This is a genomic window from Aeromonas sp. FL131 (assembly GCF_049860615.1).
Taxonomy (GTDB): Bacteria; Pseudomonadota; Gammaproteobacteria; order Enterobacterales; family Aeromonadaceae; genus Aeromonas; species Aeromonas hydrophila.
This window is the reverse complement of record NZ_CP187595.1, coordinates 257346-273141: the sequence shown is the minus strand read 5'-3', so window position 1 is coordinate 273141 and position 15796 is coordinate 257346. Positions and strand designations below refer to the sequence as shown.

At 63.8% G+C, this 15796-nt stretch carries 2 protein-coding genes (1 of these 2 running past the window's edge); both read right to left on the bottom strand.

The genetic code is table 11. The features are described from left to right. Positions 1-67: 67 nt before the first annotated feature. Entirely contained in the window at positions 68-1012 is a 945-nt protein-coding gene (locus ACPW75_RS01355; protein ID WP_017410908.1) for a chemotaxis protein CheV, read from the bottom strand. Between the two features lie 294 nt (positions 1013-1306). Then, on the bottom strand, positions 1307-15796 hold the 3' portion of the coding sequence (locus tag ACPW75_RS01350) for a VCBS domain-containing protein (protein WP_425904406.1). Its footprint extends 12531 nt past the window's final position; 14490 of the gene's 27021 nt are visible here — the last part of the coding sequence; the start codon falls outside the window, past its right edge; the stop codon is at positions 1307-1309.

Here is a 15796-nt window from a genome sequence, read left to right as displayed (position 1 = left end):
CTGCCTATCTTCCGGGCTCCAACTCCAATAAAAATCCCGCCAAGGCGGGATTTTTATTGATCTTGTCTCAGCGTTCCAGGATCTGGCGCAACCGCTCCTGGGCCACCCCGACCAGCAGGTCTGGCTGGAACTTGGAGATGAAGCGATCACAGCCCACCTTCTTGACCATGGCCTCGTTGAAGTTGCCGCTCAGCGAGGTGTTGAGGGTGATGAAGAGATCGGACATGCGGGCATCGCTGCGAATTTCATGGGTCAACCGATAGCCATCCATCTCCGGCATCTCGGCATCGGTGATCATCAGCAGGATCTCGTCGGTCACCTTCTTGCCCGCATCGCACCACCCCTTGAGCAGATTGAGCGCCTGCAGGCCATCCTGGCATTCGATCACCTCCAGCCCCAGCTGGCCCAGGGTCTCGCGCACCAGATTGCGGGCCGTGCTGGAGTCGTCGACGATGAGCACCTTGCGGCCGTGCATTTCCGGCAGGATCTCCCGATCCAGCACCTCTTCCGAGATGCGGATGTCATAGGTGATGATCTCGGCCAGCACCTTCTCCACGTCGATGATCTCGACGATCTGATCGACACCGTCTTCGGGAATGCGGGTGATGGCGGTCAGGTAGTTCGCCCGCCCGGCGGAACGCGGCGGCGGCAGTATGTCCTTCCAGGTCATGTTGACGATGTTGGCCACCTGCCCCACCAGAAAGCCCTGAATGGTGCGGTTGTATTCGGTAATGATCAGGTTGGACTCGGCATCGATGGGCATGGGGCGCATGCCGATGGCGCTGCGCAGGTTGATCACCGGGATCGAGGTGCCACGGATGTTGGCCACCCCGCTGATGTTGTGGTGCGCTCCCGGCATCTTGTTGAGATGGGGCAGCTTGACCACTTCCCGCACCTTGAACACGTTGATAGCAAACAACTGTTGGGATCCCAAACGGAACATCAACAGCTCCAGGCGGTTCTCCCCTACCAGCTGGGTACGTTGGTCCACTGAATCCAATATGCTCGCCATATAAAGCCCTTACGTCCGTTGCCCGAGTCTCGCCATAGTATAGAAGGGTCAGAATCCCAACACGACCCGTATTCTTATCCTATGTCGGCCAGATGATGCAGGAACTTGATAAAAAAAAGCGAGACCCGGCTCGCGGCGGAGCTCTCTTCAAGCTTGTCAGTAACCATTCGCTCACAATCCTCTGTCGACGGTGATACGGCCCTGATTATCCGATGAAAATCAGCGCCCCCTTCAATCCCATGACATAAAAAAGCGGCAGATGAATCTGCCGCTTTTTGCCTGGGGTCGACCGGATTACTTGTCGATATCCAGCATGTTGTTGTTCAGCATGTAGTCGATCACCTGGGACGAGGTGGCCGACGCGCTACCGGTGAGGCTGTCGAACGTGTGGTTCATCAGCACTATCTCCTGGGTCACGGGGGCGGCGCTGCTCTCCTTGACCTGCAGGTGAACCCCTTCGCTGTCCTGGAAGACAGAGAGCAGGCTCTTCAGATCGTTCTGGTTGCGAGAACCATCGTGATCCAGCAGGTCGCTCAGATCCAGCTTGTCACCTTCCGCCTTGGAGAAGTCGACCACGTAATCCTTGGCCACGCTGCCCGCAGCGGTGTCGCCCTGCAGCCAGGTGAAGGTATCGGCGCCGCCATCCCCCTTGAGGATGTCATTGCCAAGCCCGCCGACCAGGATGTCATTGCCCAGACCACCGCTCAGGGTATCGTCACCGCTACCGCCGTACAGGGTATCGTTGCCGCTCTCGCCGTACAGGGTGTCGTTGCCGGCACCACCGAACAGGATGTCGTTGCCGGCCCCGCCGAACAGGAAGTCATCGCCACCCTGACCGAACAGGATGTCGTTGCCATCGCCGCCGATCAGCACGTCCGCCTTGTCGTTGTTGGAGGACTGATCGAACTCGCTGGCATGATCCGTGATGTAGTCATGGACCTGGGCATCGGTCACCGAGCCTGCGCTCAGCTTGCCGGCCACATACTGCTTGATGGCCGCGTAGCCTTCACCGTTGATGCCGGCGAAGTGGATGGCATCACCGAACAGGATGTCGTCACCGGCACCGCCGTCGATCCGGTCGCTGCCCGGCAGGTTGTTCACCGAGGTACCCAGGATGGCGTTGGCCAGGTCGCTGGCGTTGACACCGGTCATGATGACGCCGTCAGAGTCGTAGGACTTGAGATCGTTGTAGGAGATGTTGGCCCCCAGTCCGATCGCTTCCACCGTGACCCCCATGCCCGTCAGCAAGGCAAAGCCGGCAACGGCATTGCTGATGGTGGTGGATGTGGAATCCTGTCCATTACCTGCCAGGGTCGAGTAGGTATAACCACCCAGACCATCAGGGCGCATATAACCGATCGTGGAGACCTTGCCTGAGGTATCGCTCTTGTACACGACGCCCTGGCCATCAATCACGGTGAAGTTACCGTTCTTGTATACCTGACCAGGCACATAGCCATTTTGCAGCAGCTGATTGAGATATACGTCCTTGTTGTTGTTGGTGTAGTCATCAACCAGCGGGTTGCTGCCTTCATTGCTCAGATAGTAAGTCGGCTTACCATCGGTAATGAAGTAGGTCAGGTTCTTGGCATTGGTATTACCCTGTACGGTCGAGCTGTTGAACCAGTTGGCCGTGGTCTTGAACACATCCTCGTAGTTGGTGCCACCGCCGTTGTTGGTGCTGCCATCCATGCTGTCGAGAATGGCTTGCAGCTGGCTCAGGGCGTTACTGTCCTTCAGGTTCACGCTGACCGACTTGTTGGCCATGGTGTCGAAGTCCACTAGGAAGATGTTGACCGTCCCGGCGCCATCGGTGCCGGCGCTAGCCTTGAGGCTGGAGAACACCTGAGCCAGCTGGCTCTTTATGGTGTTCATGGCGCTGCTGCCGATACTGCCCGAGCTGTCGACCATGAAGGCGATGTTGTAGTTCTGGCCCGGCAGTACCACGCTGCCATCCAGATCCCCGACCACGATATTGTGCTCATTGCCATAGGTGCGGTTCTGATCGCCCGGCTCCCCTTCGGTGGAAAGGAAGTAGCTCATGCGGATCGAGTCCTGATCCGATGCACTGCTGGTCTGATCGGTCGCCACTTCCTTGGCAATGGCTTCTACCTTCAGGTCGAACTGGCCGGCACTACTGCCCGGTACCCGCAGGGTCAGACCGGTCAGTTTGACATCCAGCGCGCTCTGGTTCCACAGACCGGTCAGCGTCAGCTTGCCATCTGCCCCCACGGTGCCGAGCACGGTGGAGCCCTGGTAGAGGGTCGACCCCGTCGGCATGCCGGTCAGCACCAGGCTGTCGAACTGCTCGCTGCCATCCCGGTCGGTCAGGGAAGCGCTGATCTCGAACGGGTAATCCACCACGCTCGGCTGTACCGCCGTCAGGGTGCCGTCGGTCTGGTTGAACTGGTAGATGCCGTCATCAAATTGCACCAGCTCGATGTCGTAGAGCGACTTGCTGATGGTGACGCCGTTCTCCTTCACTAGGAAGTTGAAACCGCCGTCACTTCTGCGCTCGATGACATAGTTGGCACGCGAGCCCATCAGTACGGCCAGGTCGGTACCGGCGCCGCCAAACAGGGTATCGCCACCCAGTCCGGCCACCAGGATGTCATTACCGGTGCCGCCGTCGAGGGTATCGCCGGAGACCGAGTTGCCGCCGACCAATACATCATTGCCTGCACCGCCGACGAAGTAATCGCCACCCCCCTTCACGCTGACGATGTAGTCGTTGCCGCTGGTCCCCACCACGCTGTCCTGGGTGGTGGTGCTGTCGGTAAAGCTGCTGGTGATGCCAAAGTTGCCCTTGTTGAAGTTGCCGCTCTGGAACGCCCCGGTGGAGATGCCGGACGACGGGTACTGGGTATAAAGCGGGACGCCGTTGCCCGTCAGGCTGATGTCGACCACCGGCTTGTCCGCGACCGCCGTGATATCGATCACCAGCTTGCCGCTGTTGCTCAGGTTCGCGCCGTCGCTGATCTGGTAACCAAAGCTGGCGTAATCGCCCTGCAGGTTGCCGGTAACGACGCCATTGCCGTTGCTGGCGTTGGTGCTCGACTCGTTGAGGCCCGGCACGAAGCGCAGGTGGCCGCTGTCGATATCGGCGTAGGAGACAAGATCCCCCACCTTCACCGCAATCCACTGGCCGGCTGCGTTCAGGTACTCCAGCTTGCCGTTCAGCGGCAGGGTGTTGATCTGCACGCTCAGGTCAGAAGCGGCCTGATCATCGCTGGCACCAAACTGGGCCCACTTCAGCACCAGCGGCGTGTCTTCCTTGCCGGCACTGTAGCCACCCGTGGTCACCGGCGCACGATCGTTGTCGATGATGGTACCGATGCCGTTCTGACCGCCTACAGTCACCGTCAGGGTCTCATTCGCTTCGACCAGACGATCGTCCACCGTCGGGATGGTCACGGTAAAGCCCGACACCCCGACCGGCACGGTGATCTTGCCGGTGGCGCTGTTGTAGGTCACCCCGTTACTGAACTGGGCAGTACCCCAGTCAAGGCTGGAAGCCGGGTTGGTACCGCTGCCCTTGATGCCGAAGTCATACTGGGTCGCTTCCTGGGTCGCATCAGACAGCGTCACCGTGTGCAGCAGGTTGCCGCCCTCGGCCGCACTCTCGCTGGAAACCGACTGTACGATAGGCGTAAACAGCGGCTTGGTTGCGAAAGAGCCCAGGCTGTAGTCGCCGTCGCCATCCACCACCTTGATCTGGAAGTCGATGTCGCCATCTCCCAGCGGCTTGGACATGTTCTGATACTGGAAGAACTCCCACTTGCCGGTGGCCGGGGTAAATTCCAGACGGAACACCAAGGTGCCATCGCTGGCCTTGCCGACCAGGGTATTGGCCGATTCCATCGTGGTGGTGATCAGCTTGCCGGTCGCCGTGGTCAGCCCGGTCTCGGTAGAACCGACCAGCTGCATGTAGCCCTTGCCATCGGCGCCCCACTGCGGGGTGACCGTGCCGGAACCGTAGGCGATGGCCGGCGCCGTGGTGGCACCGAGGAACTCGATGCTCTTCACGGTGAAGTCACTGTTGTCGGCGTAGAGGCCGTTACCATTGTTGGTGGCCTTGATGACCATGGTATCGAAGCCACCCTGCTGCACCTGGAAGTTGCCGGCATAGTCGCCACCCGCCGCGTTGGAGCTGAACGTCTGGGTACCGATCAGCACGCCGCCGCGGTAGAACTCGACCACGCCGCTCTCCAGCTCGCCACCGAACATCTGGCTGAACTTGATGTTGGCGCCATAGGCCACCTTGCCCGCATCCAGTTTGACGATCAGCTGCTCGGAAGCAGAAGTACCGTTTGCAAAGTGGCGGAAGTCCACCTCGTTGGCGAGGTTGTGGTTCGGTGAACCGACGCTGGAAACCCCCAGACCGGAGCTGGAACCGTTGACATTGGCGGTGATCAGGGCCGAGTTGGTCGACGAGGTAAAGCCCAGCGCCGTGATGCTGAAACCGCTCACGTTCAGGGTCGTCTGGTTGCTGCCACTGTACTTGGTCAGATCAAACAGGCCGGTCAGAGTATCCGGGATGTTGGTCTTGATGACGGAGACGGCCGCCATGTCACCGGCCACCGGCGAGTCATCCTCGACCGAGATGGGCAGGCTGCCAGTGGTGGTGGTCTTGCCATCCGAGACGGTCACACCAATCTGGAAGTTGAGTACGTCTTCACTGCCCTTGACCGGGTGATCAAGCGGGGCCTTGAGCGTCACGTCATAACTCCAGTCGCCCTTGCCGTTGCCGGCGGGCGCGGTCAGCTTCACATCCATGACCGCCTTGTAGTCGGCGCCGCCCGGTGTACCGGTATAACCGGTCAACACCTTGGTGGCGGCATTCCAGCTCCACTGCACCGCGGCACCGCCAGCCGTCAGGCCAGCCGGCCCGTTCAGGCTGATAGTGAGCGTATCCTGGCTGTCGACATCGCCGACCGTGATCTTGCCGCTGGCGGCCACGCTGTCGGTGGTATCGCTGCTGCCTGCCGTATCGGCAATGCCGCCGGCCAGCCCCTCTTCGGAGACCACGGCCCCCTTGTCGATACTCAGGGTCGGTGCATCGTTGGTGCCGGTGATGGTGATGGTCAGGGTGCTGGTCCGGCTCTCGGTGCCGTCGGTCGCGGTGTAGGTGAACACCACGTTCGCCAGCTGACCGGCCGCCAGTTTCTGCGCATCCGCCCCATTGGCATTGAAGCTGTAGCTGCCGTCAGCCCGGATGGTCAGCGTGCCGTAGCTGTTGGTCAGCACGGTGTCGCCACTGGCGTTCACGGCCGTGGCCGTCCCGCTGGTGCCGCTCAGGATACCAGTCACCTTGAGGGCGTTGCCGTCGACATCGCTGTCGTTGGCCAGCACGCCGCTGGCCGCATCGACGGTCAGGATCGCGTCTTCGTTGACCGCCCCCACATCAGCCTGCAGCACCGGTGCATCGTTGGTGCCGGTGATGGTGATGGTCAGGGTGCTGGTCCGGCTCTCGGTGCCGTCGGTCGCGGTGTAGGTGAACACCACGTTCGCCAGCTGACCGGCCGCCAGTTTCTGCGCATCCGCCCCATTGGCATTGAAGCTGTAGCTGCCGTCAGCCCGGATGGTCAGCGTGCCGTAGCTGTTGGTCAGCACGGTGTCGCCACTGGCGTTCACGGCCGTGGCCGTCCCGCTGGTGCCGCTCAGGATACCAGTCACCTTGAGGGCGTTGCCGTCGACATCGCTGTCGTTGGCCAGCACGCCGCTGGCCGCATCGACGGTCAGGATCGCGTCTTCGTTGACCGCCCCCACATCAGCCTGCAGCACCGGTGCATCGTTGGTGCCGGTGATGGTGATGGTCAGGGTGCTGGTCCGGCTCTCGGTGCCGTCGGTCGCGGTGTAGGTGAACACCACGTTCGCCAGCTGACCGGCCGCCAGTTTCTGCGCATCCGCCCCATTGGCATTGAAGCTGTAGCTGCCGTCAGCCCGGATGGTCAGCGTGCCGTAGCTGTTGGTCAGCACGGTGTCGCCACTGGCGTTCACGGCCGTGGCCGTCCCGCTGGTGCCGCTCAGGATACCAGTCACCTTGAGGGCGTTGCCGTCGACATCGCTGTCGTTGGCCAGCACGCCGCTGGCCGCATCGACGGTCAGGATCGCGTCTTCGTTGACCGCCCCCACATCAGCCTGCAGCACCGGTGCATCGTTGGTGCCGGTGATGGTGATGGTCAGGGTGCTGGTCCGGCTCTCGGTGCCGTCGGTCGCGGTGTAGGTGAACACCACGTTCGCCAGCTGACCGGCCGCCAGTTTCTGCGCATCCGCCCCATTGGCATTGAAGCTGTAGCTGCCGTCAGCCCGGATGGTCAGCGTGCCGTAGCTGTTGGTCAGCACGGTGTCGCCACTGGCGTTCACGGCCGTGGCCGTCCCGCTGGTGCCGCTCAGGATACCAGTCACCTTGAGGGCGTTGCCGTCGACATCGCTGTCGTTGGCCAGCACGCCGCTGGCCGCATCGACGGTCAGGATCGCGTCTTCGTTGACCGCCCCCACATCAGCCTGCAGCACCGGTGCATCGTTGGTGCCGGTGATGGTGATGGTCAGGGTGCTGGTCCGGCTCTCGGTGCCGTCGGTCGCGGTGTAGGTGAACACCACGTTCGCCAGCTGACCGGCCGCCAGTTTCTGCGCATCCGCCCCATTGGCATTGAAGCTGTAGCTGCCGTCAGCCCGGATGGTCAGCGTGCCGTAGCTGTTGGTCAGCACGGTGTCGCCACTGGCGTTCACGGCCGTGGCCGTCCCGCTGGTGCCGCTCAGGATACCAGTCACCTTGAGGGCGTTGCCGTCGACATCGCTGTCGTTGGCCAGCACGCCGCTGGCCGCATCGACGGTCAGGATCGCGTCTTCGTTGACCGCCCCCACATCAGCCTGCAGCACCGGTGCATCGTTGGTGCCGGTGATGGTGATGGTCAGGGTGCTGGTCCGGCTCTCGGTGCCGTCGGTCGCGGTGTAGGTGAACACCACGTTCGCCAGCTGACCGGCCGCCAGTTTCTGCGCATCCGCCCCATTGGCATTGAAGCTGTAGCTGCCGTCAGCCCGGATGGTCAGCGTGCCGTAGCTGTTGGTCAGCACGGTGTCGCCACTGGCGTTCACGGCCGTGGCCGTCCCGCTGGTGCCGCTCAGGATACCAGTCACCTTGAGGGCGTTGCCGTCGACATCGCTGTCGTTGGCCAGCACGCCGCTGGCCGCATCGACGGTCAGGATCGCGTCTTCGTTGACCGCCCCCACATCAGCCTGCAGCACCGGTGCATCGTTGGTGCCGGTGATGGTGATGGTCAGGGTGCTGGTCCGGCTCTCGGTGCCGTCGGTCGCGGTGTAGGTGAACACCACGTTCGCCAGCTGACCGGCCGCCAGTTTCTGCGCATCCGCCCCATTGGCATTGAAGCTGTAGCTGCCGTCAGCCCGGATGGTCAGCGTGCCGTAGCTGTTGGTCAGCACGGTGTCGCCACTGGCGTTCACGGCCGTGGCCGTCCCGCTGGTGCCGCTCAGGATACCAGTCACCTTGAGGGCGTTGCCGTCGACATCGCTGTCGTTGGCCAGCACGCCGCTGGCCGCATCGACGGTCAGGATCGCGTCTTCGTTGACCGCCCCCACATCAGCCTGCAGCACCGGTGCATCGTTGGTGCCGGTGATGGTGATGGTCAGGGTGCTGGTCCGGCTCTCGGTGCCGTCGGTCGCGGTGTAGGTGAACACCACGTTCGCCAGCTGACCGGCCGCCAGTTTCTGCGCATCCGCCCCATTGGCATTGAAGCTGTAGCTGCCGTCAGCCCGGATGGTCAGCGTGCCGTAGCTGTTGGTCAGCACGGTGTCGCCACTGGCGTTCACGGCCGTGGCCGTCCCGCTGGTGCCGCTCAGGATACCAGTCACCTTGAGGGCGTTGCCGTCGACATCGCTGTCGTTGGCCAGCACGCCGCTGGCCGCATCGACGGTCAGGATCGCGTCTTCGTTGACCGCCCCCACATCAGCCTGCAGCACCGGTGCATCGTTGGTGCCGGTGATGGTGATGGTCAGGGTGCTGGTCCGGCTCTCGGTGCCGTCGGTCGCGGTGTAGGTGAACACCACGTTCGCCAGCTGACCGGCCGCCAGTTTCTGCGCATCCGCCCCATTGGCATTGAAGCTGTAGCTGCCGTCAGCCCGGATGGTCAGCGTGCCGTAGCTGTTGGTCAGCACGGTGTCGCCACTGGCGTTCACGGCCGTGGCCGTCCCGCTGGTGCCGCTCAGGATACCAGTCACCTTGAGGGCGTTGCCGTCGACATCGCTGTCGTTGGCCAGCACGCCGCTGGCCGCATCGACGGTCAGGATCGCGTCTTCGTTGACCGCCCCCACATCAGCCTGCAGCACCGGTGCATCGTTGGTGCCGGTGATGGTGATGGTCAGGGTGCTGGTCCGGCTCTCGGTGCCGTCGGTCGCGGTGTAGGTGAACACCACGTTCGCCAGCTGACCGGCCGCCAGTTTCTGCGCATCCGCCCCATTGGCATTGAAGCTGTAGCTGCCGTCAGCCCGGATGGTCAGCGTGCCGTAGCTGTTGGTCAGCACGGTGTCGCCACTGGCGTTCACGGCCGTGGCCGTCCCGCTGGTGCCGCTCAGGATACCAGTCACCTTGAGGGCGTTGCCGTCGACATCGCTGTCGTTGGCCAGCACGCCGCTGGCCGCATCGACGGTCAGGATCGCGTCTTCGTTGACCGCCCCCACATCAGCCTGCAGCACCGGTGCATCGTTGGTGCCGGTGATGGTGATGGTCAGGGTGCTGGTCCGGCTCTCGGTGCCGTCGGTCGCGGTGTAGGTGAACACCACGTTCGCCAGCTGACCGGCCGCCAGTTTCTGCGCATCCGCCCCATTGGCATTGAAGCTGTAGCTGCCGTCAGCCCGGATGGTCAGCGTGCCGTAGCTGTTGGTCAGCACGGTGTCGCCACTGGCGTTCACGGCCGTGGCCGTCCCGCTGGTGCCGCTCAGGATACCAGTCACCTTGAGGGCGTTGCCGTCGACATCGCTGTCGTTGGCCAGCACGCCGCTGGCCGCATCGACGGTCAGGATCGCGTCTTCGTTGACCGCCCCCACATCAGCCTGCAGCACCGGTGCATCGTTGGTGCCGGTGATGGTGATGGTCAGGGTGCTGGTCCGGCTCTCGGTGCCGTCGGTCGCGGTGTAGGTGAACACCACGTTCGCCAGCTGACCGGCCGCCAGTTTCTGCGCATCCGCCCCATTGGCATTGAAGCTGTAGCTGCCGTCAGCCCGGATGGTCAGCGTGCCGTAGCTGTTGGTCAGCACGGTGTCGCCACTGGCGTTCACGGCCGTGGCCGTCCCGCTGGTGCCGCTCAGGATACCAGTCACCTTGAGGGCGTTGCCGTCGACATCGCTGTCGTTGGCCAGCACGCCGCTGGCCGCATCGACGGTCAGGATCGCGTCTTCGTTGACCGCCCCCACATCAGCCTGCAGCACCGGTGCATCGTTGGTGCCGGTGATGGTGATGGTCAGGGTGCTGGTCCGGCTCTCGGTGCCGTCGGTCGCGGTGTAGGTGAACACCACGTTCGCCAGCTGACCGGCCGCCAGTTTCTGCGCATCCGCCCCATTGGCATTGAAGCTGTAGCTGCCGTCAGCCCGGATGGTCAGCGTGCCGTAGCTGTTGGTCAGCACGGTGTCGCCACTGGCGTTCACGGCCGTGGCCGTCCCGCTGGTGCCGCTCAGGATACCAGTCACCTTGAGGGCGTTGCCGTCGACATCGCTGTCGTTGGCCAGCACGCCGCTGGCCGCATCGACGGTCAGGATCGCGTCTTCGTTGACCGCCCCCACATCAGCCTGCAGCACCGGTGCATCGTTGGTGCCGGTGATGGTGATGGTCAGGGTGCTGGTCCGGCTCTCGGTGCCGTCGGTCGCGGTGTAGGTGAACACCACGTTCGCCAGCTGACCGGCCGCCAGTTTCTGCGCATCCGCCCCATTGGCATTGAAGCTGTAGCTGCCGTCAGCCCGGATGGTCAGCGTGCCGTAGCTGTTGGTCAGCACGGTGTCGCCACTGGCGTTCACGGCCGTGGCCGTCCCGCTGGTGCCGCTCAGGATACCAGTCACCTTGAGGGCGTTGCCGTCGACATCGCTGTCGTTGGCCAGCACGCCGCTGGCCGCATCGACGGTCAGGATCGCGTCTTCGTTGACCGCCCCCACATCAGCCTGCAGCACCGGTGCATCGTTGGTGCCGGTGATGGTGATGGTCAGGGTGCTGGTCCGGCTCTCGGTGCCGTCGGTCGCGGTGTAGGTGAACACCACGTTCGCCAGCTGACCGGCCGCCAGTTTCTGCGCATCCGCCCCATTGGCATTGAAGCTGTAGCTGCCGTCAGCCCGGATGGTCAGCGTGCCGTAGCTGTTGGTCAGCACGGTGTCGCCACTGGCGTTCACGGCCGTGGCCGTCCCGCTGGTGCCGCTCAGGATACCAGTCACCTTGAGGGCGTTGCCGTCGACATCGCTGTCGTTGGCCAGCACGCCGCTGGCCGCATCGACGGTCAGGATCGCGTCTTCGTTGACCGCCCCCACATCAGCCTGCAGCACCGGTGCATCGTTGGTGCCGGTGATGGTGATGGTCAGGGTGCTGGTCCGGCTCTCGGTGCCGTCGGTCGCGGTGTAGGTGAACACCACGTTCGCCAGCTGACCGGCCGCCAGTTTCTGCGCATCCGCCCCATTGGCATTGAAGCTGTAGCTGCCGTCAGCCCGGATGGTCAGCGTGCCGTAGCTGTTGGTCAGCACGGTGTCGCCACTGGCGTTCACGGCCGTGGCCGTCCCGCTGGTGCCGCTCAGGATACCAGTCACCTTGAGGGCGTTGCCGTCGACATCGCTGTCGTTGGCCAGCACGCCGCTGGCCGCATCGACGGTCAGGATCGCGTCTTCGTTGACCGCCCCCACATCAGCCTGCAGCACCGGTGCATCGTTGGTGCCGGTGATGGTGATGGTCAGGGTGCTGGTCCGGCTCTCGGTGCCGTCGGTCGCGGTGTAGGTGAACACCACGTTCGCCAGCTGACCGGCCGCCAGTTTCTGCGCATCCGCCCCATTGGCATTGAAGCTGTAGCTGCCGTCAGCCCGGATGGTCAGCGTGCCGTAGCTGTTGGTCAGCACGGTGTCGCCACTGGCGTTCACGGCCGTGGCCGTCCCGCTGGTGCCGCTCAGGATACCAGTCACCTTGAGGGCGTTGCCGTCGACATCGCTGTCGTTGGCCAGCACGCCGCTGGCCGCATCGACGGTCAGGATCGCGTCTTCGTTGACCGCCCCCACATCAGCCTGCAGCACCGGTGCATCGTTGGTGCCGGTGATGGTGATGGTCAGGGTGCTGGTCCGGCTCTCGGTGCCGTCGGTCGCGGTGTAGGTGAACACCACGTTCGCCAGCTGACCGGCCGCCAGTTTCTGCGCATCCGCCCCATTGGCATTGAAGCTGTAGCTGCCGTCAGCCCGGATGGTCAGCGTGCCGTAGCTGTTGGTCAGCACGGTGTCGCCACTGGCGTTCACGGCCGTGGCCGTCCCGCTGGTGCCGCTCAGGATACCAGTCACCTTGAGGGCGTTGCCGTCGACATCGCTGTCGTTGGCCAGCACGCCGCTGGCCGCATCGACGGTCAGGATCGCGTCTTCGTTGACCGCCCCCACATCAGCCTGCAGCACCGGTGCATCGTTGGTGCCGGTGATGGTGATGGTCAGGGTGCTGGTCCGGCTCTCGGTGCCGTCGGTCGCGGTGTAGGTGAACACCACGTTCGCCAGCTGACCGGCCGCCAGTTTCTGCGCATCCGCCCCATTGGCATTGAAGCTGTAGCTGCCGTCAGCCCGGATGGTCAGCGTGCCGTAGCTGTTGGTCAGCACGGTGTCGCCACTGGCGTTCACGGCCGTGGCCGTCCCGCTGGTGCCGCTCAGGATACCAGTCACCTTGAGGGCGTTGCCGTCGACATCGCTGTCGTTGGCCAGCACGCCGCTGGCCGCATCGACGGTCAGGATCGCGTCTTCGTTGACCGCCCCCACATCAGCCTGCAGCACCGGTGCATCGTTGGTGCCGGTGATGGTGATGGTCAGGGTGCTGGTCCGGCTCTCGGTGCCGTCGGTCGCGGTGTAGGTGAACACCACGTTCGCCAGCTGACCGGCCGCCAGTTTCTGCGCATCCGCCCCATTGGCATTGAAGCTGTAGCTGCCGTCAGCCCGGATGGTCAGCGTGCCGTAGCTGTTGGTCAGCACGGTGTCGCCACTGGCGTTCACGGCCGTGGCCGTCCCGCTGGTGCCGCTCAGGATACCAGTCACCTTGAGGGCGTTGCCGTCGACATCGCTGTCGTTGGCCAGCACGCCGCTGGCCGCATCGACGGTCAGGATCGCGTCTTCGTTGACCGCCCCCACATCAGCCTGCAGCACCGGTGCATCGTTGGTGCCGGTGATGGTGATGGTCAGGGTGCTGGTCCGGCTCTCGGTGCCGTCGGTCGCGGTGTAGGTGAACACCACGTTCGCCAGCTGACCGGCCGCCAGTTTCTGCGCATCCGCCCCATTGGCATTGAAGCTGTAGCTGCCGTCAGCCCGGATGGTCAGCGTGCCGTAGCTGTTGGTCAGCACGGTGTCGCCACTGGCGTTCACGGCCGTGGCCGTCCCGCTGGTGCCGCTCAGGATACCAGTCACCTTGAGGGCGTTGCCGTCGACATCGCTGTCGTTGGCCAGCACGCCGCTGGCCGCATCGACGGTCAGGATCGCGTCTTCGTTGACCGCCCCCACATCAGCCTGCAGCACCGGTGCATCGTTGGTGCCGGTGATGGTGATGGTCAGGGTGCTGGTCCGGCTCTCGGTGCCGTCGGTCGCGGTGTAGGTGAACACCACGTTCGCCAGCTGACCGGCCGCCAGTTTCTGCGCATCCGCCCCATTGGCATTGAAGCTGTAGCTGCCGTCAGCCCGGATGGTCAGCGTGCCGTAGCTGTTGGTCAGCACGGTGTCGCCACTGGCGTTCACGGCCGTGGCCGTCCCGCTGGTGCCGCTCAGGATACCAGTCACCTTGAGGGCGTTGCCGTCGACATCGCTGTCGTTGGCCAGCACGCCGCTGGCCGCATCGACGGTCAGGATCGCGTCTTCGTTGACCGCCCCCACATCAGCCTGCAGCACCGGTGCATCGTTGGTGCCGGTGATGGTGATGGTCAGGGTGCTGGTCCGGCTCTCGGTGCCGTCGGTCGCGGTGTAGGTGAACACCACGTTCGCCAGCTGACCGGCCGCCAGTTTCTGCGCATCCGCCCCATTGGCATTGAAGCTGTAGCTGCCGTCAGCCCGGATGGTCAGCGTGCCGTAGCTGTTGGTCAGCACGGTGTCGCCACTGGCGTTCACGGCCGTGGCCGTCCCGCTGGTGCCGCTCAGGATACCAGTCACCTTGAGGGCGTTGCCGTCGACATCGCTGTCGTTGGCCAGCACGCCGCTGGCCGCATCGACGGTCAGGATCGCGTCTTCGTTGACCGCCCCCACATCAGCCTGCAGCACCGGTGCATCGTTGGTGCCGGTGATGGTGATGGTCAGGGTGCTGGTCCGGCTCTCGGTGCCGTCGGTCGCGGTGTAGGTGAACACCACGTTCGCCAGCTGACCGGCCGCCAGTTTCTGCGCATCCGCCCCATTGGCATTGAAGCTGTAGCTGCCGTCAGCCCGGATGGTCAGCGTGCCGTAGCTGTTGGTCAGCACGGTGTCGCCACTGGCGTTCACGGCCGTGGCCGTCCCGCTGGTGCCGCTCAGGATACCAGTCACCTTGAGGGCGTTGCCGTCGACATCGCTGTCGTTGGCCAGCACGCCGCTGGCCGCATCGACGGTCAGGATCGCGTCTTCGTTGACCGCCCCCACATCAGCCTGCAGCACCGGTGCATCGTTGGTGCCGGTGATGGTGATGGTCAGGGTGCTGGTCCGGCTCTCGGTGCCGTCGGTCGCGGTGTAGGTGAACACCACGTTCGCCAGCTGACCGGCCGCCAGTTTCTGCGCATCCGCCCCATTGGCATTGAAGCTGTAGCTGCCGTCAGCCCGGATGGTCAGCGTGCCGTAGCTGTTGGTCAGCACGGTGTCGCCACTGGCGTTCACGGCCGTGGCCGTCCCGCTGGTGCCGCTCAGGATACCAGTCACCTTGAGGGCGTTGCCGTCGACATCGCTGTCGTTGGCCAGCACGCCGCTGGCCGCATCGACGGTCAGGATCGCGTCTTCGTTGACCGCCCCCACATCAGCCTGCAGCACCGGTGCATCGTTGGTGCCGGTGATGGTGATGGTCAGGGTGCTGGTCCGGCTCTCGGTGCCGTCGGTCGCGGTGTAGGTGAACACCACGTTCGCCAGCTGACCGGCCGCCAGTTTCTGCGCATCCGCCCCATTGGCATTGAAGCTGTAGCTGCCGTCAGCCCGGATGGTCAGCGTGCCGTAGCTGTTGGTCAGCACGGTGTCGCCACTGGCGTTCACGGCCGTGGCCGTCCCGCTGGTGCCGCTCAGGATACCAGTCACCTTGAGGGCGTTGCCGTCGACATCGCTGTCGTTGGCCAGCACGCCGCTGGCCGCATCGACGGTCAGGATCGCGTCTTCGTTGACCGCCCCCACATCAGCCTGCAGCACCGGTGCATCGTTGGTGCCGGTGATGGTGATGGTCAGGGTGCTGGTCCGGCTCTCGGTGCCGTCGGTCGCGGTGTAGGTGAACACCACGTTCGCCAGCTGACCGGCCGCCAGTTTCTGCGCATCCGCCCCATTGGCATTGAAGCTGTAGCTGCCGTCAGCCCGGATGGTCAGCGTGCCGTAGCTGTTGGTCAGCACGGTGTCGCCACTGGCGTTCAC